Source organism: Phyllobacterium sp. CL33Tsu (assembly GCF_900113985.1).
Taxonomy (GTDB): domain Bacteria; phylum Pseudomonadota; class Alphaproteobacteria; order Rhizobiales; family Rhizobiaceae; genus Phyllobacterium; species Phyllobacterium pellucidum.
The window spans coordinates 828,325-851,982 of the sequence record NZ_FORJ01000001.1; the positions used below are offsets into that span (position 1 = coordinate 828,325).

Annotated in this window: 26 protein-coding genes; 14 read left to right on the plus strand and 12 right to left on the minus strand. The window is 60.2% G+C overall.

Translation table 11 applies throughout. The features are described 5' to 3' along the window. The first annotated feature begins 134 nt into the window (after positions 1-134). On the plus strand, positions 135-428 hold the full coding sequence (locus BM074_RS04115) for a GYD domain-containing protein (protein ID WP_027230451.1): 294 nt from the start codon (positions 135-137) through the stop codon (positions 426-428). A gap of 63 nt (positions 429-491) precedes the next feature. Here BM074_RS04115 and BM074_RS04120 read toward each other — a convergent pair whose 3' ends face one another. Further along, entirely contained in the window at positions 492-1,184 is a 693-nt protein-coding gene (locus BM074_RS04120; protein ID WP_091919927.1) for a winged helix-turn-helix transcriptional regulator, read from the minus strand. 162 nt (positions 1,185-1,346) lie between these two features. Here BM074_RS04120 and BM074_RS04125 point away from each other — a divergent pair, with 162 nt between their 5' ends. The 3 genes from BM074_RS04125 to BM074_RS04135 all read left to right on the plus strand — a co-directional run bounded on the left by BM074_RS04125 (position 1,347) and on the right by BM074_RS04135 (position 3,605). Then, positions 1,347-1,871 carry a DUF1801 domain-containing protein gene (locus BM074_RS04125; RefSeq protein ID WP_091919929.1) on the plus strand — a complete coding sequence of 175 codons (525 nt, stop codon included), beginning with the start codon at positions 1,347-1,349 and terminating at the stop codon, positions 1,869-1,871. A gap of 64 nt (positions 1,872-1,935) precedes the next feature. Beyond that, positions 1,936-2,358 carry a DUF1801 domain-containing protein gene (locus tag BM074_RS04130; protein WP_091919930.1) on the plus strand — a complete coding sequence of 141 codons (423 nt, stop codon included), beginning with the start codon at positions 1,936-1,938 and terminating at the stop codon, positions 2,356-2,358. Positions 2,359-2,450: 92 nt separating this feature from the next. Further along, positions 2,451-3,605 (plus strand): acyl-CoA dehydrogenase family protein, encoded by a 1,155-nt coding sequence (locus BM074_RS04135; RefSeq protein WP_051614821.1) that lies wholly within the window; start codon positions 2,451-2,453, stop codon positions 3,603-3,605. Positions 3,606-3,663: 58 nt separating this feature from the next. Here BM074_RS04135 and BM074_RS04140 read toward each other — a convergent pair whose 3' ends face one another. Next, positions 3,664-4,734: a DUF2778 domain-containing protein gene (locus tag BM074_RS04140; RefSeq protein ID WP_244532722.1), complete on the minus strand. Its 1,071-nt coding sequence runs from the start codon at positions 4,732-4,734 to the stop codon at positions 3,664-3,666. 409 nt (positions 4,735-5,143) lie between these two features. After that, on the minus strand, positions 5,144-5,731 hold the full coding sequence (locus tag BM074_RS04145; RefSeq protein WP_244532723.1) for an ankyrin repeat domain-containing protein: 588 nt from the start codon (positions 5,729-5,731) through the stop codon (positions 5,144-5,146). Positions 5,732-6,046: 315 nt separating this feature from the next. Here BM074_RS04145 and sugE point away from each other — a divergent pair, with 315 nt between their 5' ends. The 4 genes from sugE to BM074_RS04165 all read left to right on the plus strand — a co-directional run bounded on the left by sugE (position 6,047) and on the right by BM074_RS04165 (position 8,915). Next, positions 6,047-6,361, plus strand: a complete 315-nt coding sequence (gene sugE, locus BM074_RS04150) for a quaternary ammonium compound efflux SMR transporter SugE (RefSeq protein WP_027230456.1) — start codon at positions 6,047-6,049, stop codon at positions 6,359-6,361. A gap of 118 nt (positions 6,362-6,479) precedes the next feature. Then, positions 6,480-7,265: a molybdopterin-synthase adenylyltransferase MoeB gene (gene moeB / locus BM074_RS04155; RefSeq protein ID WP_091919931.1), complete on the plus strand. Its 786-nt coding sequence runs from the start codon at positions 6,480-6,482 to the stop codon at positions 7,263-7,265. After that, positions 7,252-8,511 (plus strand): aconitase X catalytic domain-containing protein, encoded by a 1,260-nt coding sequence (locus BM074_RS04160; RefSeq protein ID WP_280139061.1) that lies wholly within the window; start codon positions 7,252-7,254, stop codon positions 8,509-8,511. The genes moeB and BM074_RS04160 overlap by 14 nt, the downstream gene beginning before the upstream one ends. Further along, a complete protein-coding gene (locus BM074_RS04165; RefSeq protein ID WP_091919933.1) occupies positions 8,508-8,915 on the plus strand; it encodes an aconitase X swivel domain-containing protein in 408 nt (135 codons plus the stop codon). Before BM074_RS04160 ends, BM074_RS04165 begins: the two co-directional genes overlap by 4 nt. Before the next feature lie 9 nt (positions 8,916-8,924). On the opposite strand, the gene BM074_RS04170 is transcribed toward BM074_RS04165, so the two are convergent. Continuing rightward, positions 8,925-9,926, minus strand: a complete 1,002-nt coding sequence (locus BM074_RS04170) for a 2-hydroxyacid dehydrogenase (RefSeq protein ID WP_027230460.1) — start codon at positions 9,924-9,926, stop codon at positions 8,925-8,927. A 239-nt stretch (positions 9,927-10,165) separates the two neighbouring features. On the opposite strand from BM074_RS04170, the gene BM074_RS04175 reads away from it, so the two are divergent. The 3 genes from BM074_RS04175 to BM074_RS23235 all read left to right on the plus strand — a co-directional run bounded on the left by BM074_RS04175 (position 10,166) and on the right by BM074_RS23235 (position 11,364). After that, positions 10,166-10,669 carry an SH3 domain-containing protein gene (locus BM074_RS04175; RefSeq protein WP_244532770.1) on the plus strand — a complete coding sequence of 168 codons (504 nt, stop codon included), beginning with the start codon at positions 10,166-10,168 and terminating at the stop codon, positions 10,667-10,669. Positions 10,670-10,736: 67 nt separating this feature from the next. Further along, entirely contained in the window at positions 10,737-10,982 is a 246-nt protein-coding gene (locus BM074_RS04180) for a type II toxin-antitoxin system Phd/YefM family antitoxin (RefSeq protein WP_091919935.1), read from the plus strand. 145 nt (positions 10,983-11,127) lie between these two features. Then, complete coding sequence (locus tag BM074_RS23235) at positions 11,128-11,364, plus strand: type II toxin-antitoxin system VapC family toxin (RefSeq protein ID WP_348271652.1); 237 nt, start codon at positions 11,128-11,130, stop codon at positions 11,362-11,364. A gap of 59 nt (positions 11,365-11,423) precedes the next feature. On the opposite strand, the gene irrA is transcribed toward BM074_RS23235, so the two are convergent. Then, on the minus strand, positions 11,424-11,855 hold the full coding sequence (gene irrA / locus BM074_RS04190) for an iron response transcriptional regulator IrrA (protein ID WP_027230464.1): 432 nt from the start codon (positions 11,853-11,855) through the stop codon (positions 11,424-11,426). A gap of 315 nt (positions 11,856-12,170) precedes the next feature. Here irrA and fabA point away from each other — a divergent pair, with 315 nt between their 5' ends. The 3 genes from fabA (at position 12,171) to fabI (ending at position 14,839) form a co-directional block, all read left to right on the plus strand. Then, on the plus strand, positions 12,171-12,686 hold the full coding sequence (gene fabA / locus BM074_RS04195; protein WP_091919937.1) for a 3-hydroxyacyl-[acyl-carrier-protein] dehydratase FabA: 516 nt from the start codon (positions 12,171-12,173) through the stop codon (positions 12,684-12,686). Positions 12,687-12,722: 36 nt separating this feature from the next. Continuing rightward, positions 12,723-13,949 (plus strand): beta-ketoacyl-ACP synthase I, encoded by a 1,227-nt coding sequence (gene fabB, locus BM074_RS04200; RefSeq protein ID WP_091919939.1) that lies wholly within the window; start codon positions 12,723-12,725, stop codon positions 13,947-13,949. 74 nt (positions 13,950-14,023) lie between these two features. Beyond that, the gene (gene fabI / locus BM074_RS04205) at positions 14,024-14,839 is read left to right on the plus strand and encodes an enoyl-ACP reductase FabI (RefSeq protein WP_091919941.1); all 816 of its coding nucleotides are present in this window, start codon (positions 14,024-14,026) and stop codon (positions 14,837-14,839) included. Positions 14,840-14,904: 65 nt separating this feature from the next. Here fabI and BM074_RS04210 read toward each other — a convergent pair whose 3' ends face one another. From BM074_RS04210 to BM074_RS04240, 7 genes are all read right to left on the minus strand, one after another. Further along, on the minus strand, positions 14,905-15,921 hold the full coding sequence (locus BM074_RS04210) for a class I SAM-dependent methyltransferase (RefSeq protein ID WP_091921445.1): 1,017 nt from the start codon (positions 15,919-15,921) through the stop codon (positions 14,905-14,907). Between the two features lie 76 nt (positions 15,922-15,997). Further along, the gene (pnp, locus tag BM074_RS04215; protein WP_091919943.1) at positions 15,998-18,142 is read right to left on the minus strand and encodes a polyribonucleotide nucleotidyltransferase; all 2,145 of its coding nucleotides are present in this window, start codon (positions 18,140-18,142) and stop codon (positions 15,998-16,000) included. A gap of 206 nt (positions 18,143-18,348) precedes the next feature. After that, positions 18,349-18,618 (minus strand): 30S ribosomal protein S15, encoded by a 270-nt coding sequence (rpsO, locus tag BM074_RS04220; RefSeq protein ID WP_027230470.1) that lies wholly within the window; start codon positions 18,616-18,618, stop codon positions 18,349-18,351. Between the two features lie 161 nt (positions 18,619-18,779). Then, positions 18,780-19,751: a tRNA pseudouridine(55) synthase TruB gene (truB, locus tag BM074_RS04225; RefSeq protein ID WP_091919945.1), complete on the minus strand. Its 972-nt coding sequence runs from the start codon at positions 19,749-19,751 to the stop codon at positions 18,780-18,782. Position 19,752: 1 nt separating this feature from the next. Further along, a complete protein-coding gene (rbfA, locus tag BM074_RS04230) occupies positions 19,753-20,205 on the minus strand; it encodes a 30S ribosome-binding factor RbfA (RefSeq protein WP_091919946.1) in 453 nt (150 codons plus the stop codon). 75 nt (positions 20,206-20,280) lie between these two features. Continuing rightward, positions 20,281-23,013, minus strand: a complete 2,733-nt coding sequence (gene infB, locus BM074_RS04235) for a translation initiation factor IF-2 (RefSeq protein WP_091919948.1) — start codon at positions 23,011-23,013, stop codon at positions 20,281-20,283. After that, positions 23,010-23,651: an RNA-binding protein gene (locus tag BM074_RS04240; protein ID WP_036813405.1), complete on the minus strand. Its 642-nt coding sequence runs from the start codon at positions 23,649-23,651 to the stop codon at positions 23,010-23,012. The genes infB and BM074_RS04240 overlap by 4 nt, the downstream gene beginning before the upstream one ends. Positions 23,652-23,658 lie beyond the last annotated feature (7 nt).

Sequence of the window (23,658 nt, forward strand, 5' to 3'; positions counted from 1 at the left end):
CAAGTCTTTGCGGGTGCGTCTGTCGCAGGCCTTGCATTGTTCCACCCTGCCAACAGGACTATAGTTAATCCGGGGATGCGGAGGGAGCAAAATCGCGGCCACCGGCACGAGCCGTGCCGCGGGGGAGGTTAGCGATGACCACATATGTTGTTCTCTTGAACTGGACTGAACTTGGCCTCAAGAACGCCGGGGACTCGCCTAACAGGCTCGACGGTGCGAAGAAAATGCTCAAGGAAATGGGCGGTTCGTTCGATCAGTTTTTTCTGACGATGGGCGAATACGACATGGTCGGCATTATGACGGCGCCCGACGACGCGGTCATGGCGCGCTTCACGCTGGGCCTTGGGCAGAAGGGCTTTGTGCGCACGCGGACGCTGAAGGCATTCCCGGAAGCAGCCTATCGCGAAATCATCAAATCGCTGGGCTGATTGTCGTCTGAAAGGAACAACGGAAGCCGCAAGTCATGCTTGCGGTTTCCGCGCTGCGGCAATCTATGAGACCATGCGTTGCTGTGGGGCGAATGTGCTGAGGCCGAGCCATTGCTGCATGGCGTTCGCAATGCTGGGGTCGCCGTCGAATTCGACGCGGCCTGCTTCGACCTCGCGCCTGACGGCTGAAAGCCCCATCCAGATCGCCGTCATGCTCTTCAGCGAGCTTGTCACCAGAAGATCGACATCGAATCCTGGATCAAAGCCGCAAAGGTCAACGGAACTGCCGTCGACAACCAGCCAGAAATTCTGCCTCGTTTCCGGCAGTTCGGGGTACAGAAACTGAATCGTGCAGCGCCGTTTTGGCAGCGGCTTCGGATTGAGGTTGCGGCGCATGTCCCACATCAGCAGCGAGGGATCGAGATTGCGCAGCGACAGTTCCGATTCAACCCAGCGCTGCCCCCAGGAGCCAATGCCGAGCACGATTGCCCGCAGGTCTTCGCCAGCGGGCGAGAGATGATATTCGGTCGTGCCGTTGGCGTTGGTTACGACCTCTACCACCCCCGCACGTTCAAGCTCTTTCAACCGTTTGGACAAAAGCGCAGGCGACATGCGCGGCACGCCGCGGCGCAGATCGTTGAAACGCGTCGTTCCCATCAGCATTTCGCGTATCACGAGCGTCGTCCAGCGCGAGCACAATATCTCCGACGCCATCGCAACAGGACAGAACTGCCCGTATCCTCCACGTTGTTCCATTGTTCCCACCGGTCTTCCTGACCCTTTTCTTAAGGCAAGAATACCCTAAAACGCGGTCGAATCCTACCGGCTGGACATTTCGGGTCGGAACGTTGCCTTGTGCCGAAGTCTGCGGATACAACTATGCCCTGTCTTTTAAACGCTGCTCGAAAGGTTGGACGTATGACCGATACTTCGAATGAACCGCGTACGGTTGCCCAAAAGAAACCGGGCAAGACCGTCAAGAAGAAAGCGAAGGAACTCTTCGGCAAATCACCTGCCCGCAAGCCCCAAGGCACCCCCGCAGAGCCCAAGCTCTTGTCGGGCGGAAACCCCCAGATTGCGAAAGCTGACGGCGACGCGCCCGTTCAGGCCTATATCGCGGCGATGCCCGGCTGGAAAAGCGAGGCCGGCCGACGCCTGGACGCGCTGATCGCTCGCACCGTTCCTGATGTGCGAAAGGCGGTGAAATGGAACTCGCCGCTCTACGGTATTGAAGGTCAGGGATTCTTTCTCGGCGTCCACTGCTTCGACAAATACATAAAGGTCGCTTTCTTCCACGGCGCGTCGCTGCACCCGATGCCGCCTGTCGAATCCAAGGACAAGAACACCCGTTACTTTCACATCCATGAGAACGACGCGATTAATGAGGAGGAACTGGCGGCGTGGATCCGTCAGGCCGCCGCCCTGCCCGGCTGGGTCCCCTAATTGCATCACGTAATATAGGCTTGCCGGCACGAATCGGGGTCCGGAACTGGAGGAACAAGCACCCATGAATCCCTCGGAACATATTGACCAGCTTATCGAAAAACTCGGCGACTGGCGCGGCGAGATGCTCGCAAGCCTCCGCAAGACTTTCCTTGAAGCCGACAAGGAGATCGTCGAGGAATGGAAGTGGATGGGTAGCCCTGTCTGGGAGCGCGACGGGATCATCGCGGTGGGCAATGCCCACAAGGAAAAGGTGAAGCTGACGTTCTCGCACGGCGCAAGCCTTCCGGATCCAGATAAGCTTTTCAACAATGGCTTCGGGGGCAAAGTGTGGCGCGCGATCGACGTCCACGAGGGCGACAAGGTTGACAAGGACGCTTTGAAAAAGCTCATTCGCGCCGCCGTCGAATTCAACCAAGCCAAGAAACTGGCAAGGAAAGCCACGCCACGCACACGGGCGAAAACGGCCAAGGGCGAAGCCGAATAGGCTAGTACATTTCCTGAACTGGACGAATTGCAGCGTTGAGAGGATCCTTTGCGCATGGGCTGCTGAAGCCCCAAGGAGGACCTATGAACAGCATGGCACATACATCATCCATTGCGGACGAAGCTTCGTCCGGGAGTGCCGTAGATATCGCGCACTCTTTGACACCAGCTCTCGCTGCGAGGGCGGCGGAATTTGACGAGACCGACACTTTCGTTGCGGAGAACTATAAGCTCCTCAAGGAGGCCGGCCTCGTCCATGCCGGCGTGCCGCACGAACTTGGCGGCGGCGGCGCCGACGTTGGCGAGCTTGCCGAAATGCTGCGCGTGCTCGCGCATGGCTGCTCGTCGACCGCGCTCGCTTTCTCAATGCACACGCACCAGGTCGCGATCCCTGCCTGGCGCTGGCGCCACCAGAAGGCTTTGGCCGTCGAGCCCCTTCTGAAGCGGATTGCCGCTGAAAAGCTGATCCTGTTGTCGAGCGGGGGCTCGGACTGGATCGGCGGCTCTGGCGACGCAACCAAGGTCGAGGGCGGCTACCGCATCAAGGCGCGCAAGGTGTTTACATCAGGCGCCAATGCCGGGGACATCCTGATGACCGGCGCGATCCTTCGCGGGGAAGACGGTTCGGCTCAGGTGATCCACTTTGGCGTTCCCATGAAGTCAGCCGAAGTCAAGGTCGTCGATACGTGGAAAGCCCTCGGAATGCGAGGCACCGGCTCCAACGATGTTGCGATCGAAGACTTCTTTGTGCCTGACGCCAGCGTCGCGTTTTCGCGCAAGGCGGGCGAATGGCATCCGGTTTTCCAGATCATCGCAACGACGGCATTTCCGCTGATCTATGCTGTGTATCTCGGCGTTGCCGAGAGCGCGCGTGACATTGCCATCCATCTTGCCAAGAAGAAGCAGCCGACCGAGACCTCCATGAACCTCGCCGGTCGCATGGACACCTCGCTGCGCGCCGCCCAGCTTGCACATCAGTGGATGGTGAAAATTGTCGAGCGCAATTCGCCTTCCGCCGAAAGCGTCAACGAGGTCATGATCGGACGTTCGCTGGTGGCGGAACATGCAATCAAGACAGTGGAGCTTGCTCTCGAGTTGGCGGGTGGTGCCGGTTTCTATCGCTCGAACGGTCTGGAACAGCGTTTCCGGGATATCCAGGGCGCGCGGTTCCACCCGCTCCAGCAAGGCCCGCAAGCGCGATACGCCGGAGCGATGGCGCTCGGACAATCGGTGAATACCGTATTCTAGAGTGCCCTACAGAAGACGGGCGTTGGCAGGCGTGGGGTCGGCTTCCGCAAGAAGCGGATTACCGCGATGCAACGCTCGTCGTCGATGCCGGCATCCGGGCGACGACGACAAGCTGCGTGACCTCACCCCGCTTGAAGGCCGCAAGGAACCGGCGGTAATCCTTGAACGACACGCAGCCATTTGAATCGCCGCGCGGGCCGAGCATGTAGGTATGGGCTAGCAGTCCGTCGCGGCCAAAAAGCTTGCTCGGATCGAGTGGGTTGAGCCGGATCGCCTCGACGCCGTGGAAGAGGGCCTCGCGCATCGTCAACCGGTAGGTATGTGGTGGCGTTGCGCCGCGCATCTTCTTGTGTACGGAGCGTGGATCGTCACGCAGCGGACCAAGTCCGGAATGCGCCTCAAGACGCTCGCCATTGGGCATGTAGACCGTCTTGGCCGAGATATCGTAGATCGCGGTGCGATTGCGGGCAAAGAGGCGGGCCGCCGGCGGTTCGTAGGACGGCGCAACATCGCGAATGTCGTTGTCCTGCGGCGCATAGGCAAGAAGCTGCGGCGTTGCGCGCTTGGCCAGCCGGGCCGGGCGGTTGGGACGGATGCCGGGTAGCGGGACTTCAGCCGCATCGTCTGCATCGTCAAGCCCGGGGTCCTTTTCAGCCAATACCAGGCTGAACGGACCGTCTGACGGATAACCCGCAGCGGCGGGCGCACCGGCCAAGGCGACTTGCGGCGAAGGCGGCTCGTCGAAGGTGCTGTAGGAACGCACGGAAGCGACATGCATTGTATCGAGGCCCGAAGCCCGGACACCGAACGCATCCTCTTCAAGCGGCGCCGTTGCCGCCAGAACGAACTTCGGCTTCGGCGGCGTGATGACGACGATTTCGCCGGTAGCCGAGATCACCGAGCCCTCGTCCATATCGGTAGCCTGCCAGGCCGTGCCGGTGAGTTCCGGAACGCGGGGATATTTGGGATTGACGCGAACCGGGACGAGGTTGGGTGCGAGGGCGATGCTGCTCGGGCCAAACGCCCGTTCACCCGGCCTGTAGCTGTCAGCGAGCGCGCTGCCCTCGGACCGCGAGGCGACGGCATGGTGCAGTGTAACGGCAAGAATGATCGCGCCGAACGCGGTCATGATTCCGAGACTTGCAAGAAAGGCGGCGGAGGTTAGTCCGGGACCCCGACGACGGCCATTTTTTTGCGAAGGCTTTCCGCCCGCCCCGACTGCAAACGCCATGATACTCGTACCCACACTGCTCAACCCACGCGACAGTCCGCGCAAAACCACGCTTACCGTGGCAAAACTGAGGCTGCGGGCAACAAAACCGCGTCCTCAATCCGCGACTGTCCTGCATGAACAATGAAGAATCTTGGTTACCAATTGATTGAGAGGGCGAGGGATTTTTTCCATTTCCCGCGGCGGCGCTCACGCACATCCGCGTTGGCTCCCCCGGGGCAGGCCCGAGGATGGTGGCAGGGGTTTGCAGGCTGGCGAAGAGTTCGTTAGAAGGTAGCTATGGCGAGCGCAATGAGCAGCATGCCATTTACTGCAGCAGCGCCACAATCTGCGCATAGCCTTTCGCGCGTGCGTGCTGCAGCGCCGTGACACCGTCTCTGTCGGCAAGCGCCTTGTTCGCACCCGCATCGACAAGCAGCTTGACGATTGCAATATGGCGGGGACCGCCGTCGCCGAGAATGACCGCCTCGAGGAGGGCTGTCCAGCCGAGCTTGTTGACATGGTCGACATCAACGCCGGCCTCGATGAGCGTGCGGACGGTTTCGACGTGACCGCGCTCTGAAGCCGGGATCAGTGCCGTGCCGCCGTAGCGATTGGTGCTCTTTAAATCCGCGCCATGGGCGAGCGTCATGCGAAGTATTTCGAGGTGACCGCGGGCGCCGGCATACAGATAGGGACTATCCTCGATCCTGTCCTTGGCATTCACGTCGGCGCCGGCCTCGATCAGCATGCGTGCCGCTTCTATGCGGTTGGCATGTGTTGCGACGAGCAGCGCCGTTTCGCCGCGTTCGTTCCGCACATCGGGATCAACCCCTTGCGCGAGTAACGACCGCAAGGTCGTCGAGTCGCCGCCATGCGCGGCTTCAATCAGTTCAAGTGCCTTCGTGTCAGCCATCGCAACTCCCCGCGTAGATATCAGCGTCATGCATACTAGGAGCGCCCGCCGGGTTAAACCGTTCGGGAGCTTCCGATCATTGTTCATCCTTATTTTCTCCATGCTGTTGCGTGCCGGAACAGGTGAATGGGGCTCGCTGTCGCCCCTTCATCGGCCTTGAACATAAACAACAAAATTAGTCATCACGCGACAGGCTTGCCATTCACATTGCCGTTTCCTAAATAGACCTCGTGAGGACGACCTCAACGCCGCTGGATTTCCGGCGCTTCCAGACAAATCCGGGACGGCCCGAGCAAATATGTGAAGGAGGTCGTCATGGCCTGGATAATACTCGTCGCTGCGGGACTCTTTGAAATCGGTTGGGCCATCGGGCTCAAATATACCGATGGCTTTACCCGCCTTACTCCCTCGATCCTTACCGCCGGCAGCATGGTCATCAGCGTTGTGCTGCTTGGCCTGGCTCTGCGCGATCTTCCCGTCGGCAGTGCCTATGCGGTCTGGACGGGTATCGGAACGGTCGGCACTGCACTTCTAGGCATGTATCTTTTTGCCGAGCCCGCCACCGTCGTCCGTCTTGTCTGCATCGGCTTGATCGTTGCCGGCATCGGCGGGCTGAAATTTCTCGCCTGAGTGCAAATCGGCCGTGCATTTCGAGGCGTTCTTGCTCTACTGTCGGTCTCGACGAGCGCCTCCAAGGGCACCAATCGCATTGGAGGCTGACCGGCAAAGTGGATAGCCAGCGCAGAAAATGATCGACGAGCAAAACACCGCCCTCTCCCAAGCTGAAATCGAACGCTATGCGCGCCATATCATCCTTGGCGAGATCGGCGGTCCCGGCCAGCAGAAGCTGAAACGTGCCCGGGTGCTCGTTGTCGGTGCCGGCGGCCTCGGCGCTCCGGTGCTGCAGTATCTCGCGGCCTCAGGTGTCGGCACGCTCGGGATCATTGACGATGATCGCGTTTCGCTCTCAAACCTGCAGCGCCAGATCATACATAGCTCCGACCTCGTCGGATCGGCCAAGGTCGAAAGTGCCGCGCGGGCCATCGCCGCTATCAACCCGCATGTCATCGTCGAGACCCATGAGACGCGTATCGCCAGGGAGAATGCCGCCGATCTCGTGCGCCGCTACGATATCATCGTCGACGGATCGGACAATTTCGATACGCGCTATCTGTTGGCGGACATTTGCCTTGAGGAAAAGCGGCCGCTGATTTCGGCAGCGCTTGGACGGTTCGACGGTTCGGTCACGACGTTGATGCCCTATGCGGCGAACCCTGCCGGCGAGGCCAATCCATCCTATCGCGATCTCTTTCCCAATCCGCCGCCACCGGGACTGCTTCCGGCCTGTGCCGAAGCCGGCGTGCTCGGTGTCCTGCCAGGCGTCATTGGCACCTTGCAGGCGACGGAAGTCATCAAGCTCATTACCGGAATTGGCGAACCGCTGGTCGGACGGCTTCTTCTCTATGATGCGCTGACCTCGCGCTTCGATACAATCAAGTACAAGGCGCGCAAGCGGTCGGATGATGCCGCTTGAACTGACTGCGGAACAGCAATCGATTGCCCAAGGTGCGGGCGGTGAAGGCGCAGCGATGGCGATGCGGATCGTTGCAGCAACGGCGCGGCTGATGGGGGCGCCCTCGCTCATCCCCATTGCTTCAGCCCATATTGACGGTGCGCTTTACCACGGCGATTCCGGAACGCTTTTTGCCGAAAAGCTCGTTGAAGGCAGGGCAAAAGTCGCCGTACGCGCCACACTCAATGTGGGCTCCATCGATCTTACCGGATGCTCAAGGAACCGGCTGCCGCCGCACGAGCGGGTGATGGCGCGGCGCATGATGGACGCCTATCGCAAGCTTGGCTGCGAGCCGAGCTGGACCTGCGCGCCCTATCAGGCGGGCCATCGGCCGGCCCCCGGCACGGACGTCGCCTGGGGCGAATCCAATGCGGTCGTGTTCTGCAATTCCGTACTGGGCGCCCGCACCAACCGCTATGGCGATTTCCTCGACATCGCCTGCGCGATTGCCGGCTTTGCGCCCTATTACGGTTTTCACCTCGAGGAGAACCGCCGCGCAACCGTGGTGTTCGACGTGTCGGGTCTCGACCCTGCCTTTCTGGCTTCCGAAGTGGCCTTTCCTATTCTCGGCAGCCTCTATGGCCGCGAGCTTGGCGGCGCGGTCGGCGTCGTTTCGGGGCTTGCCCGCCATCCCGGCGAAGACGCTTTGAAAGCATTTGGCGCCGCGGCCGCTTCGGCCGGAGCAGTCGGGCTTTTTCACGTGTCGGGCGTGACGCCGGAAGCACCCGATCTTGACACCGCGCTCCAGCATCAGCCGCCGGAGATGACTATCCATGTCAGCGAAGAAATGGTCGCAGACTCGCGCCGGCGGCTCTCCACCGTTTCAGGCACAGACAGGCTCGATGCCGTCGCCATCGGCAGTCCGCATTTGTCGGGTGACGAGTTCAACCAGCTTCAACAGCTCGTTGCCGGCCGCAAGCTCAAAATCCCGCTCTATGCCTGCACCAGCCGCCACGCATTGGCGGAGCTGGAAGCCGATGGCGGTCGCAAATCTCTCGAAGACGCCGGCGTTGTCATCGTTGCTGATACCTGCGTCGTCGTCACGCCCATCTTGCCGGAGGCAGAAGGGGCCGTGCTGATGACCAACTCCGGCAAGTTCGCCCACTATGCGCCCGGCAATACCGGCTATGGCGTGCTCTATGGGTCGATGGCCGAATGTGTGGAAAGCGCCGTTGCAGGTCGGCCGCGCTTCGGAGGCGCGCCATGAAGGCGAAGGTTCTTGTTGCAGGCGCGGCAGCCGAGGGCCCGGCACTCGTCCTTTCTGCGCCGATCAGTTTCTGGGGCGGGGTCAATCCCAAGACGGGGTTGATCGAAGACGTGCGCCATCCGGAGCACGGTGCCTCGATTGCCGGAACGATTCTTTGCCTGCCCGGGACAATCGGTTCCTCTTCGGCCGCCGCCGTGCTGCTTGAGCTGGTTTCCGTCGATCTTGCGCCTGCGGCAATCATTCTTCACGAACCGGATGCGATTCTCCTTCTCGGGCTCATCGTGGCACAGGAGATGGGCTACCAGACGCCGATCGCCATTGAACTCGACCGCGAGAAATTCGAAGGGCTGAATGGAGAGAAAGTCCGGATCGCCGTCGATGGTGATATCGCTGTCGCCGCCTGAATTCCGCCGTCAAACGCGATCGGGCAAGACGCGATCCGGTGGACGGTGACCATCGATAAAGGTGCGGATATTAATGATCACCTTCTCGCCCATGTCGATGCGCCCTTCGAGGGTCGCCGAGCCCATATGCGGCAGGATGACCACTTTGCCCTGTTTGGCGAGCTTGCGCAGCTTGGAGTTCACGGCGGGTTCGTGCTCGAACACGTCGAGGGCCGCGCCGGCGAGCTTGCCCTGTTCCAGCTGTTCGATAAGTGCGTGCTCGTCGATGATCTGGCCGCGCGCCGTATTGACGATAAACGCCGTCGGCTGCATCAGCGCCAGGCGTCTTGCCGAAAGCAGGTGGAACGTGGCCGGGGTCGACGGGCAATTGACCGAGATGATGTCCATGCGGGCCAGCATCTGGTCGAGGCTTTCCCAATAGGTCGCCTCGAGTTCCTCTTCGGTACGCGGGTTGACGGGCTTGCGGTTGTGGTAATGTATGGAAAGGCCAAAAGCCTTGGCCCGGCGCGCCACCGCAGTGCCGATGCGGCCCATGCCGACGATGCCGAGGCGCTTGCCCCAGATGCGGCGGCCGAGCATCCAGGTCGGACCCCAGCCCTCCCACTTTCCGTCGTCGAGAAGGATCGATGCGCCTTCGACCAGGCGGCGCGGGGCGGCGAGCAGAAGAGCCATGGTCATGTCGGCCGTGTCTTCGGTCAGAACGTTCGGCGTGTTGGTAACGGTAATGCCGCGCTTGCCGGCGGCAACGACGTCAATATTGTCGGTACCGTTGCCGAAGTTGGCGATCAACCGGAGGTTGGGTCCCGCGGCGGCAATAATCTCTTCGCTGATGTGGTCGGTGATGGTCGGGACGAGCACATTGGCCGTTTTGACCGCCTCGATCAGCTCCGCCTTGGTCAGCCGCCGGTCATCGACATTCAGCCGGGCCTCAAAAAGCTCGCGCATGCGGGTTTCAATGGGATCCGGCAATTTGCGAGTTATGACGACCAGAGGCTTCTTGCTCACCAATATTCCCCTCCCATTTGACAGCGCTATTGAGACCTCTTTAACCAAGTCATTGCAAACTGCAATTGCTCTTTGCGCTCCTCCACTTGTCTATCAAGGCGGCGCATCAAAGACAAAGAAAAATAGGGATCGTCCGCCATTCTGCCGAAAAACGCGCGGATTGAGGCCCGGACGACGAAGGACCGACCTTGTTGAATATTGGAACTTTTCGCCGCTTCCTGACTGCCGCCAGCCTCGCTGCAGCCGTGGCGCTGGGGCTGCCATTGACCTTGCCGGCTTTCGCACCGGCGCAGGCAGCGCAGGTCGGGCCCAGCGGTCTGCCCCTGCCCCGATTCGTCAGCTTGAAGCCTGGTCGCGTCAATCTGCGCGTTGGCCCGGGCCGCGACTATGCGGTGACGTGGCTCTTCCTGAAGTCTGGCCTCCCGGTCGAGATCGTCCAGGAATTCGACAACTGGCGACGCATCCGCGATTCCGAAGGCACGGAAGGCTGGGTCTACCAGTCATTGCTCTCCGGCAAGCGAACGGCTCTGACGGCGCCATGGCAGCGGGACAAGGACGGCGCCATGCTCAATGTCTATCGCAGCGCCGACGATCAGTCCGCGCTTGTCGCCAAGGTCCAGCCGGGCGTACTTGGAACGTTGAAAGCCTGTAACGGCACCTATTGCCGCGTCGTTTTCAGCGGCGCCAGCGGCTGGATAAAGCAGCCTGACATCTGGGGCGCCTACCCGGACGAAAAATTCGACGATTGAAAACGAGTATTTGTTTCGCCTACCTGAGTGGACTAAGTTTAACAGCCAAAGTCTGATAGGCGGCGCAATGCGTACTGTTAATATTCATGAAGCAAAGACGCATCTTTCGCGTCTTGTCGAACAAGCCTCCAACGGGGAACCGTTCATCATTGCCAAGGCCGGAAAGCCGATGGTCAAAGTGAGCGCGGTCGACGTTCAAGATACGCCGCAACCGAAGCGCCTTGGGTTCCTGGCTGGCCAGATCGATGCCCCCGACGACTTCAACGAGATCGGCAAAGAGGAAATAGAGGCTCTATTCAGCGTTGCCAAATGAGGTTGCTGCTCGATACACATCTTATCCTTTGGGCTGCGGCGTTCGACGACAGACTTTCCGTTGATGCTCGATCGCTTTCAAGAATCCTGAGAACGACCTGGCCTTCAGCGCCGCCAGTCTATGGGAAATCGCGATAACGCAGGGATTGGAGCGCCCCGACCTTCTGGTGGATGCGCGTATTCTCCGTCGTGGCTTATTGGACAATGGCTATGCCGAGTTGGCGATCACGAGCGAACACGCCGTTGCCGTCGGGGTGTTGCCGCAGATCCACAAGGACCCGTTTGGCCGCATACTTGTGGCACAGGCCATGTCTGAGGGAATAACGCTCGTAACTTCGGATCCGATCGTTGCGCGCTATCCCGGTCCGATACGGCTGGTTTAAAGCTGGGGCAGCCGACGAATTCATCGGCCTGCTGCCGCGTAAAGCTTATTGATAGATCATTACCCGCGCTTCTTGCGCAGCCGGATCACGATATCGACGTTGACGATTTCCATGCCCTCTGGCACGGGAGGCAGGTGCCCGACCATCGCCGAACCATCGGGAATATCGATGACCTCATTGGCGCCTTCGACGAAGAAGTGATGATGGTCCGAAACATTGGTGTCGAAATAGGTCTTCGCACCCTCAACGGCGAGGATGCGCAGCATTCCCGCCTGGGTGAACTGGTGCAGGGTGTTATAGACGGTTGCCAGCGAAACCGGCACGTTGGCGCCCTGCGCCTCTTCATGCAGTTCCTCGGCTGAAAGGTGCCTGTCGCCCTTCGAGAAGATCAGGCTGGCAAGCGCGATGCGCTGACGGGTCGGCCTCAGACCAGCAAAGCGCAAGCGCTCCTGCAAGGAAACATCAGCCTCTATTTCGTAAGAAACATGCATGGCCCGTCTGCCACTCCGTTAACCACATCCAAAACCACACCACGGGCAAAGTGCCCCTGATGCGCACTATTTGATATATGCTGTCTTGCGAAATCGATCAATAGGCAGCATTTAGGCCATTCGTCTATGTCGGATTCCAGCCGATCTTCTGTCATAAGGATTTCACCGAAGGCACAACGAAGCCAAGGGTTCCATTTGACTTCGGATTGCTCTAGAGAGCGTTTTCAGGCGGAAACAGTCTGTGATAGGGTCCGCATGCGCAGGAGCGTCTTGCTTTCCATGCGCCAACGTCAAAAGCAGTCGATGGGAGAAAGAATGCCAGAACAGAAATCAAGCTACGGGTATGAGGAGCTTCTTGCCTGTGCCCGCGGAGAGATGTTCGGTCAGGGCAATGCGCAGTTGCCGGCTCCGCCCATGCTGATGTTCGACCGCATCACTGAGATTTCTGAGATAGGCGGCGAAAACGGCAAGGGCTATATCCGCGCCGAGTTCGATATCAAACCAGACCTCTGGTTCTTCCCCTGCCACTTCATCGGCGATCCAGTCATGCCCGGCTGCCTCGGCCTTGATGCCATGTGGCAATTGACCGGCTTCTACCTCGGCTGGCTGGGCGAGCCCGGCAAGGGCCGCGCGCTCTCGACAGGCGAAGTCAAATTTACCGGCATGGTCACACCAAAGACCAAACTTGTCGAATATGGTATCGACTTCAAGCGCGTCATGCGCGGTCGTCTCGTCCTTGGCATTGCTGATGGCTGGCTAAAGGCCGACGGCGAAACTATCTATAAGGCAACCGACCTGCGGGTTGGCCTGTTCAAGGAAAGCGCTGCCTGAGCCTTCAGCCAGCGCAACACCTTCAAGGAGATCGCGATGCGGCGAGTGGTTGTGACGGGCATGGGTATCGTGTCCTCTATCGGCAATAACACGCAGGAAGTGCTGGAATCCCTGCGGACTGCAAAGTCAGGCATCGTCTTTGCCGAAGAATATGCAAAGTATGGATTCCGCAGCCAGGTTCACGGCGCTCCGACACTCGATCCATCGACCCTGGTCGATCGCCGCGCCATGCGCTTCCACGGAGGCGGGACAGCGTGGAACCATGTCGCCATGGACCAGGCCATCGCCGATGCCGGTCTCGAAGCGGACCTGATCTCCAACGAACGCACTGGCATCATCATGGGATCCGGCGGTTCATCGACGCGCACCATCGTCGAAGCCGCAGAGAAGACCATCGAATCCGGATCGAGCAAGAAGGTCGGCCCATTCGCCGTACCGAAAGCCATGTCTTCGACAGCTTCGGCAACACTCGCCACCTGGTTCAAGATCAAGGGCGTCAACTATTCGATCTCCTCCGCCTGCGCCACGTCCAACCATTGCGTCGGCAATGCGTTTGAGATGATCCAGTATGGCAAGCAGGACATGATGTTCGCCGGCGGCTGCGAAGACCTCGACTGGACCCTCTCTGTCCTCTTCGACGGCATGGGGGCGATGTCCTCGAAGTTCAATGATCGTCCGGCGGTCGCCTCGCGCGCCTATGACAAAAATCGCGACGGCTTCGTCATCTCCGGCGGTGCTGGCGTACTCGTTCTCGAAGAACTCGAACATGCCAAGGCCCGGGGCGCCAAAATCTATGGCGAACTCGTCGGCTATGGTGTCACCTCCGACGGCGCGGACATGGTCGCACCGAGCGGCGAAGGCGCAGCCCGGTGCATGCGCATGGCGATCGCCAATGTCAAAGGACCGATCGACTATATCAATCCGCACGCCACATCGACGCCGGTCGGCGATCTTAAGGAGATCGAGGCCATTCGCGAGGTCTTCGGGTCCGGCAATCAGTGCCCGCCAATTTCGGCGACGAAGTCGTTGACCGGCCACTCGCAAGGCGCAACTGGCGTGCATGAGTCGATCTATTCGCTTCTTATGATGAACCACGACTTCATCGCCGAGAGCGCCAATATCGAGGAGATCGATCCGGCCTTCGGCGACATGCCTATTGCGCGCAAGCGGATCGACAATGTCAAATTAAACACGGTTCTCACCAATTCCTTCGGATTTGGCGGCACGAACGCTTCGCTGGTGTTCCAGCGCTACGACGGTTAAGGGGAGAGCCGAATGGATCGTCTCGTCAGCCGAGCAACAGAATGCGGCCAGCGTGGCCAGGAAAGGCTCTGAACATGGGTGATTTGATGAAAGGCAAGCGCGGTCTCATCATGGGGGTCGCGAACAGCCATTCCATTGCCTGGGGAATTGCCAAGGAACTTGCGGCCAATGGCGCCGAGCTTGCCTTTACCTATCAGGGCGAAGCGTTCGGCAAGCGCGTCGCGCCGCTGGCGGAACAGCTTGGATCGAAATTCCTGCTGCCCTGCGACGTGGAAGATATCGCCACGGTGGACGCCGTATTCGAGACGCTGGAAAAGGAATGGGGCGCGCTTGATTTCGTCGTGCACGCCATCGGCTTTTCCGACAAGGCGCAGCTCAAGGGACGCTATGCCGATGTGACGACGCGCGACAATTTCAGCCGCACGATGGTCATATCCGCCTATTCCTTTACCGAAGTTGCCCAGCGCGCCTCCAAGCTCATGAAGGAGGGCGGCTCGATTCTGACCCTGACCTATGGTGGTTCGACGCGCGTCATGCCCAACTACAATGTCATGGGCGTCGCCAAGGCCGCGCTGGAAGCGATGGTGCGCTATCTCGCCGCCGACTACGGACCGGAAGGTATTCGCGTCAACGCGATCTCGGCGGGTCCGGTGCGCACGCTTGCCGGCGCCGGCATCGGCGATGCGCGCGCCATGTTCTCTTACCAGAAGCGCAATGCGCCCCTGCGGCGCACCGTCGACATCGAGGATGTCGGCCGCTCGGCGCTCTACCTTCTGTCCAATCTTTCGAACGGTGTGACCGGCGAAATCCACTACGTCGATTCCGGCTACAACATCGTCTCGATGCCGACGCTGGAAGAACTGAAGAAGTCCGACGACGACAAGGAATAATCTAGCGCTCGAGTGTTTATCGAAGGCCCGCCGGCGACACGCTGGCGGGCCTTTCTGTTTCTATGTCACTTCTTTGCTTCGATGATCTTGTAGCCGGCATTGTCCTCCAGCGGTGTCACCGTGCGAAACAGCGCCTTTAGTCCGGCTTCGTAGGGCATCTGCCGGTTGGCGACGAGAAGGAGGCGACCGCCTGGCTTCAATCGCTTGGCCGCCGCCGCGATGAACCCCTGCCCCATGGTCGGATCGGCGCTGCGTGCGGCATGGAAGGGCGGATTCATGACGATGGTGTCGTAGATATCCGCAATTGCTTCGCGGTTGACGTCGTGCCAATGAAACGACACCGGGATGTCGGCCGACCCGACCACATTCTGCCTTGCCGCCTCCAACGCCTCAAAATCGGCCTCATAAAGCGCCAGCGACTTCATTTTCTCGGTGTGACCGAGAAGTTCGCTGGCAAGATAGCCCCAGCCTGCACCGAAATCCGCAACGTGGCCGCTGATGCGGCCTTCGAAATGCTTTGCAAGAAGCGCCGATCCCTTGTCGATTGCCATGTGCGAGAACATGCCCGGCGCTGTGGTGTATCGGTCTTCGACTCGAACAGGGAGCGGCTTCAGCGCTTCGACGCTGTCGACAGCCAGCTTTTCGGGGCGCGTCAGCCAGAAGGCGACGGCGTGGTGCTTGGACAGCCGGTCCATAACCGGCGCAAAAGTCTCGACCGTCCTGCGGCAACTGTCGATACCCAGCTTCTTGTCGCCGGCGACGACAATCGTGCCTCCGGGCCTGACGTGAGTGAAAGCCTGGGCGAGCCAGGCTTCATTGCGGCCGCGGTGCTTTCCGATCAGGATCAGCGCACCATCAAATGTCTGCAGGCCCTCAAGGCGCGGAATCGTATTGAACCCGGCCTTTTCAAGATCGATGAAATCCGGCCTGAATGGCTGGAGGCAGGTCAGGATATCGCGCCATGCGAGAGCAATGTCGCGGTTCGCCTCGGCGCCGAGAAACAGCCAGCGTTGACCCGCGGGAACCGGCAGGATTTCGTTTTCAAAGGGTAGAAAAAGCGTCTTGAGTGCGCCGTCGGTCATCGCCTTATCCATTCTGGTCATTCAAGAAAAAAGCGCGCCACAAGGGCGCGCTCTTCAATTGCGTTCGCTCGCGAAATTACTCTGCGTCTTCTTCCGCAGGCTTCTTTTCCTGAACGATTTCCTTGCCGGTTTCCTGATCGACGACCTTCATCGAGAGGCGAACCTTGCCGCGCTCGTCAAAGCCCATGAGCTTGACCCAGACCTTCTGGCCTTCCTTGACCACATCGGAGGTCTTGGCAACACGCTCGGAAGCGAGCTGCGAGATATGGACCAGGCCATCGCGCGGGCCGAAGAAGTTGACGAAGGCGCCGAAGTCGGCGGTCTTGACGACCGTGCCCTCGTAGATTTCGCCGACTTCCGGTTCAGCAACGATCGAATGGATCCACTTGCGCGCGGCTTCGATTTCCTTGGCCGAGGACGAGGCGATCTTGACCGTGCCATCATCTTCGATGTTGATCTTCGCGCCGGTCTTTTCGACGATTTCGCGAATGACCTTGCCGCCGGAGCCGATGACATCACGAATCTTGTCGGTCGGGATGTTCATTACTTCGATGCGCGGCGCGAACTCGCCGAGTTCCGAACGGCCTTCGGTGATGGCTTTCGCCATTTCGCCGAGAATGTGGACCCGGCCGTCCTTGGCCTGGGCCAGGGCAACCTTCATGATCTCTTCGGTGATGCCGTCGATCTTGATGTCCATCTGCAGGGCGGTGATGCCACCTTCCGTGCCGGCGACCTTGAAGTCCATGTCGCCAAGATGATCTTCGTCACCAAGGATATCGGAGAGAACTGCGAACTTTTCGCCTTCGAGGATCAGGCCCATGGCAATACCTGCAACCGGACGAAGCAGCGGGACGCCTGCATCCATCAGGGCCAGCGACGTGCCGCAAACCGTTGCCATCGACGAGGAACCGTTGGATTCCGTGATCTCGGAAACGGTGCGCAGCGTATAGGGGAACTGTTCCTTGGCCGGGAGCACCGGATGGATGGCACGCCAGGCAAGCTTGCCATGGCCGATTTCACGACGGCCGGGCGAACCCATGCGTCCCGTTTCACCGACCGAATAGGGCGGGAAATTGTAGTGGAGCATGAAGGTTTCTTTGTACATGCCGGTCAGCGAGTCGACATACTGTTCGTCTTCGCCGGTGCCGAGCGTGGCAACGACGATGGCCTGGGTCTCACCACGGGTGAACAGGGCAGAACCATGCGTGCGCGGCAGGATACCGACTTCCGAGACGATCGGACGAACGGTCTTCAGATCACGGCCATCGATACGGCTGCCCGTGTCGAGGATGTTCCAGCGAACGATCTTGGCCTGAACCGACTTGAAGACAGTCGCAATCTCTTCAGCCGAAAATTCGGGCTCCTCGACGCCTTCCGGGAAGAAATGCGCCTTGACCTTGGTCTTGGCGGCATCGACGGCGGCATAACGCTGCTGCTTGTCGGTGATCTTGTAGGCAGCGCGCAGATCGTCTTCGGCGACTTTCAGAACGGCGGCTTCTACGGCCGAAAGATCTTCGGAGACGAAATCGCGGGGTTCCTTGGCAGCAACTTCAGCCAGCTTGATGATCGCGTCGATCACCGGCTGGAAGCTGCGGTGACCGAACATGACTGCGCCGAGCATGACGTCTTCGCCGAGTTCCTGCGCTTCCGATTCAACCATCAGAACCGCATCGCCTGTGCCGGCAACGACGAGGTCGAGCTTGGATTCGACCATTTCGTCGACCGTCGGGTTCAGCTTGTACTCGCCGCCGATATAGCCGACGCGTGCGCCGCCGATCGGGCCCATGAAAGGAACGCCGGAAAGCGTGAGAGCCGCCGAAGCGCCGATCATCGAGACGATGTCGGGATTGTTTTCGAGGTCATGCTGGATGACGGTGAGGACGACCTGCGTGTCGTTCTTGTAGCCATCGGCAAAGAGCGGGCGGATCGGGCGGTCGATGAGACGCGAAACAAGCGTTTCGTTCTCGCTCGGACGGCCTTCGCGCTTGAAATAGCCGCCCGGGATCTTGCCGGCGGCATAGGTCTTTTCCTGGTAGTTGACCGTCAGCGGGAAGAAATCCTGGCCCGGCTTCGGTTCCTTGGCGGAAACGACGGTGGCAAGGACCACGGTCTCGCCATAGGTGGCAAGCACGGCGCCGTCAGCCTGACGGGCGATCTTGCCGGTTTCAAGAATGAGCGGACGACCGCCCCATTCGATTTCAACCTTGTGTTGATTAAACATGTCTTGTCCTTCATTGGAAGGCAACGCGCACCCTTTGGTGCCGCGATGATCTTCCGTTTCGTTTCAGACCAATCACGGGCAAGACAACGTGCAACTCCCCAAGCCGAGTTGCCAGCAATCCTGCCCCATGATCTGTCTCATGGTAGTTTCACCCGCGAGGGATGAAAAGAACCGGCGGCGCAAGGAGCGACCGCCGGTCCAGTCTGTTAGCGGCGCAGGCCGAGCTTTCCGATCAGCGTCTGGTAGCGCGTCTCATCAACCTTCTTGAGATAATCGAGAAGGCTGCGGCGCGTCGAGACCAGCTTGAGCAGACCACGGCGGGAATGGTTATCCTTCTTGTGGTCCTTGAAATGGTCGGTCAAATTGACAATGCGCTCCGTCAGTACCGCAACCTGGACTTCCGGAGAACCGGTATCGCCTGGCTTGGTTGCGTATTCGGAGATCACTGCCTGCTTGCGTTCAGCGGTAATCGACATCGTATATCCTTTCTTTGGAAGGGAAAAACAGGATGCCCACGGCCGGGATGTCGTCCAGCGGGGGCCGGTTAAAGCGAGAGCAATGCTTGTCGCTGGGGGCCGTATAGTCGAAAACGCGGCAAATTACCAGCCGCAAATGATTCTCACCCGAAACCCAGAAGCTAAGCCGTAAACACCCGCTTCGGCTTGAACTGGCCCTGCTCGATGAAACCGATCGCAAGCAGCTTGCCGCGGCTCGTGACACAAGCTTCGTCAGCCTCTACCGGCGCGTCGCGGCCGCGCAGTATAACTGGATTGCCCATGCGGATGCGGTGCGCCTGATCGTCGGAAACCGCCACCTGCGGCAGGCAGTCGAGCGCAGCGCCTGTCTCGATGAGGAAGGCATCCATCACGGCAAAGCGCTCGGCGATTGCCTGATAGGATTGCTCGCCGGCCTCTTCGCCTTCGGGCACAGGCGGATGCGCCGCCTCAAGTTCGGCCAAGGTCACGAAATCCTGTTCGTCAAACGGCGCGACTTCGATGCGGCGCAGGTCCGCAATATGTCCATAGCAGCCAAGATCGCGTCCCATGTCGCGTGCGAGCGAGCGCACATAGGTGCCCTTGCCACACTCCACTTCGAATATTGCCGTCGAATCGTCGGGCCGCGCGATGAGTTCGAGCCGGTCGATCTCGACTTCGCGGGCGGGTATTTCAATTTCCTCGCCGCCGCGGGCAAGGTCATAGGCACGTTCGCCAGCGATCTTGATCGCGGAGAACTTTGGCGGGACTTGCTCGATCACGCCGGTATATTTGGGCAGGATCGCCTTGATCGCGGCCTCGTCCGGACGATCGGCCGACGTCAGCGTCACTTCGCCTTCAAGGTCGTCAGTCGTGCGTTCGGCACCCCAGGTGACCGTGAAGCGATACATCTTGGTTCCGTCCATGACATAGGGAACCGTCTTTGTCGCTTCACCAAGGGCAATGGGCAGCATACCGGAGGCAAGCGGGTCAAGCGTTCCGGCGTGTCCGGCCTTTTCCGCCTTGAAAAGCCATTTGATCTTGGAGACGGCTTCGGTCGAACCCATGCCTTTCGGCTTGTCGAATATCAGCCAGCCGGAAACCGGGCGGCCCTTCTTCTTGCGCTGTCTTGCCATCTTAGTCGTTACCGTCGTGTCCGGGAACATCGCCGGGATTGGGCTCGCCGCCATCATCGTCATCATCGGCGTGAAGGTCGCGCGTGACTTCCGGCTTGCGCAAAAGCGCATCGATCTTCGCGTAATTATCGAAGCTGGTGTCGATGCGGAAGCGGAACTCCGGCATGTATTTCATCTGCTTGAGGTACGGCGCGGCGCGTCCGCGAATGAACTTGGCGCTCTTGTTGAGCGCCGTGATAACGCCTTCGCTGTCGGTGGCGCCGACCGGCGAGACGAAACACGTCGCGATCTTCAAGTCCGGCGACATGCGCACTTCCGAGACGGCAACAACGGCATTTTCGAGCGTCGGATCACGAACCTCGCCACGCTGGAGCACCTGCGCAAGTGCGTGGCGCACCTGCTCGCTGACGCGCAACTGGCGTTGTGAGGGACCCGATGATGCAAAACGAGACATAACGATCTTATCCAAATAACGATAACGGACCGCCGGCTTTCATTCCGGCGGTCCCATCGATCTTAACAGACGCTTTTACAGCGTGCGGGTGACGTGCTCGACGCGGAAAGCTTCGATCGTATCGCCTGCGCGAATGTCGTCGTAGTTTTCGAATGCCATACCGCATTCCTGGCCCGCCGGCACTTCGGAAACTTCGTCCTTGAAGCGCTTGAGCGTCTTGAGCTTGCCTTCGTGGATAACAACGTTGTCGCGGATGAGGCGTACGCCTGCACCACGTTCGACCTTGCCTTCCGTAACACGGCAACCGGCAACCTTGCCGACCTTGGTGATGTTGAAGACCTCGAGAATCTCCGCGTTGCCGAGGAAGGTCTCGCGCCGTTCTGGCGACAGAAGTCCCGACATGGCTGCTTTCACATCGTCCACGAGATCGTAGATGATGTTGTAGTAGCGGATTTCGATGCCTTCGCGCTCGGCAAGGTCACGTGCCTGCTTGTTGGCACGCACGTTGAAGCCGATGATCGCAGCATTGGAAGCCTCGGCAAGCGCGATGTCGCTTTCCGTGATGCCGCCAGCGCCAGAATGGATGATCCGGGCCCGCACTTCGTCGGTCCCGAGCTTATCCAGCGCGCCGGAAATGGCTTCGATCGAGCCCTGCACGTCGCCCTTGATCAGGAGCGGGAACTCCTTCTGGCCGGACACCTGCAACTGGCTCATCATCTGCTCGAGCGAGCCGCGCGAACCTGCCTGCTTGGCCACGGCCTTTTCACGGGCAAGGCGCGTACGGTATTCAGAGATTTCGCGTGCCTTGGCTTCGTTCTCGACAACCGCGAAGCGATCGCCTGCCTGGGGCGGACCCTGCAGACCGAGCACTTCCACCGGTGTTGCCGGGCCTGCTTCCTTCATGTTCTCGCCGCGATCATTGACCAGCGCGCGAACGCGGCCCCACTCGCTGCCGGCAACAATGATGTCGCCAGGATGCAAGGTACCCTTTTGGACGAGCACGGTGGCAACCGAGCCACGGCCGCGCTCGAGCTTGGCTTCAATGACCACGCCCTCGGCGGTCCGGTGCGGATCGGCCCTCAGGTCGAGAATTTCCGCCTGGAGCAGGATGGCTTCAAGCAGCTTTTCGAGACCGGCGCCGGTCTTTGCCGACACTTCCACGTCAAGCGTTTCACCGCCCATCGATTCCACGAAAACCTCGTGCTGCAGCAGGCCGTTGCGCACCTTCTGCGGATCAGCGGAAGGCTTGTCGATCTTGTTTATCGCCACGATGATCGGAACACCGGCCGCCTTGGCGTGGTTGATCGATTCGATCGTCTGCGGCATGACGCTGTCGTCGGCCGCGACGACGAGGATCGCAATGTCAGTCGCCTGAGCACCGCGGGCACGCATTGCCGTGAAGGCGGCGTGGCCGGGCGTATCGATAAAGGTGATCTTCTGGCCGTTCTGCTCGACCTGGTATGCGCCGATATGCTGGGTAATGCCGCCGGCTTCGCCGGAGACGACGTTGGCATGGCGGATGGCATCGAGCAGCGAGGTCTTGCCGTGGTCGACGTGACCCATGATGGTGACGACCGGCGGACGTGGCTCCAGTGCTGCAGCGTCATCCTCAACGTTGAAGATGCCCTCTTCGACATCGGACTCGGCAACGCGGCGAACCGTGTGGCCGAATTCCTCGGCGATGAGCTGTGCCGTATCGGCATCGATCAGATCGCCCGGCTTCATCATCTGGCCTTCCTTCATCAGGAACTTGATAACGTCGACCGATCGCTCGGCCATGCGCTGGGCAAGTTCCTGAATGGTAATCGTTTCAGGCAGAATGACTTCACGCGCGATCTTCTCACGCGTTTCCTGTTGCATCCCGCGCTTGAACTTCTCCTGACGGCGACGCATCGCCGAGAGAGAACGGTTGCGGCCGCCTTCATCATCAAGGGCAGCGCCCAATGTCAGCTTGCCGCGACGGCGTTCGTCTTCACCACGCACAACCTTCGGCGCGCGCACCTCGGGCTTGGCCGGCACGGCGCTGGTACCGCGGCGGGCACCTGCTGGTCCACGGCGATCGTCTTCTTCCTCGGTGGCATTGGTCTTGCGCGCCGGAGCCTTCAGCGCCGAATCGTCGGCGGTCTTTAGCTCGGGCTGGCGCTTGCGCGATTCTTCCTCGGCCTTCTGCTTGGCTTCGGCCTCGCGGCGCAGGCGCTCTTCTTCCTCGGCCTGGCGGCGGGCGGATTCCTCACGCTCCTTGGCACGCAATGCATCTTCTTCCGCACGGCGTGTGGCTTCGAGCGCAGCTTTGGCGCGGTCTTCGGCGTCACGCGCCTTCGAACCTTCGAGCGCCTTGCGACGCGCTTCGAGCTCGGCGCTCGAGAGCGTGTTCAGCACCATGCCGGAACGGTCGTTCGGACGCTGGCCGGCGGGACGGTACGGCTGCTGCTGGCCGGAAGGACGCTGCTGCGGCTGGGCCGGGCGCGCGGTGGGCTGAGCGACCGGCGCGGCAGTTGCCGTCGCTGCTGGACGCGGTGCAGCCGCGGGCGCGCTCACCGGCGCTGCCGCAGGCTGAACGGCCGGGCGAACCTGGGCCGGTGCGGGCGAAGGTGCAGGCGCCGGCGCGGCGGCAGCAGGAGGCGCGACCTCCGGCTTGTGATCCGGAAGATTAAACTTGCGCTTCTTGGTTTCAACCACAACAGACTTCGTCCGCCCATGGCTGAAGTTCTGGCGCACCGTGCTCTGTTCAACGCCGGGCCGCTTCAGGGTCAGGGTTTTCTTATTGACGCCAAGCGTCTTGTCGTCTGTCGATTTCGTATCGCTCATTCCGTTTCCGTTTCCTTCGCGGCAAATGCCGTTTTTGCGATGGCCTGATCCTCGGGGCCACCGCGAAAATGCTGAAGCAACCAGGCCCGCTTAACGAACCCGGCAGCTGCCATTCCCTTGAGTACGGCAGCATGTATCACATTTACCCCGCCCAATGCCAAATCCATTTCACTGCTTTCGAACAATGAAAGAGCGGGTATTTCCGGTCCGCCCGCATAAACTACCGAACGGCGTGCCTGGTCAAGCTTGCGAACACCATCTTCCGCCGCTTCATGGGCATGAAGAACGAGTGCGGCAGTACCGTTGCGGATGGCGGCGTCGACTTTTGCCGCCCCTGTTACCACAACCCCGGCCTTGCGCGCCAACCCAAAACTTCCCAGCGCGGATTTTGCGAGCATTCGATCAACGACCGCTCCGAAATCGTCGGGGACGACGACGGCACCCTTCAATGCGCGCGGAAACAGCTTGCGCTTGACCGCTTCATCCAAATAGCGCCGCTCGGCCTTCACCCAGCATCCCCGGCCGGGAAGGCTGCGCTTCAGATCCGGCACAACCGTTCCGTCAGGGCCGGCGACAAACCGGATCATGTCGTCGACAGAACCGCTGTCACGCGTGACGATGCACGTCCTGTCGTTCATTTCCGGT